At 65.9% G+C, this 584-nt stretch carries 1 pseudogene; it reads left to right on the top strand.

The window, feature by feature from the left end:
- Positions 1 to 24: 24 nt before the first annotated feature.
- A pseudogene (locus IVB01_RS19430) lies at positions 25 to 584 on the top strand (IS3 family transposase); the annotation flags it as partial.

Genomic DNA, 584 nt, shown 5'->3' with positions numbered 1-584 from the left:
GACGCCAATCCGGCTGTTTCTTAGGAAGGCCGCAGCCTTCTTCGCGAAGGAAGCGACATGAAGTTCGTCTTCATCGCGAAGCACCGGGCGATCTGGCCGGTGGCATGGCTATGCGATGCGCTGGGGGTGTCGCGGTCGGGCTTCCATGCCTGGCTGAATCGCTCGCCCAGCGCCAGATCCCGCAGCGACGAAGAGCTCGGCGGCAAGGTGAAGGCCAGCTTCATGGCGAGCGACCGCACCTATGGTGCGCGCCGGGTGTGGCGTGATCTGCTCGCCGATGGGGCGGACTGTGGCCTGCACCAAATCGAACGGCTGATGCGCCTGCAAGGCTTGCGGGCGCGGCCGCGACGCCGGCGCTTGCCGAAGGACAGCGGCGATCGACAGCTCGAGACCGTGCCGGCGAACCTCCTTGACCGGCAGTTCGCCGCCGAGCGGCCGAACCAGAAGTGGATCGCCGACTTTACGTATCTCTGGACGGCCGAGGGCTGGCTCTACGTCGCAGCGGTGATCGACCTGTTCTCACGCCGGGTGGTGGGTTGGTCGATGAGCGCCGCCATGACAGCTCAGTTGGTAACCGATGCCCT

The organism is Bradyrhizobium sp. 164, assembly GCF_023073715.1.
GTDB lineage: Bacteria > Pseudomonadota > Alphaproteobacteria > Rhizobiales > Xanthobacteraceae > Bradyrhizobium.
Note: the sequence above shows the minus strand (reverse complement) of the source record. Positions and strands in the feature narration are given on the sequence as shown.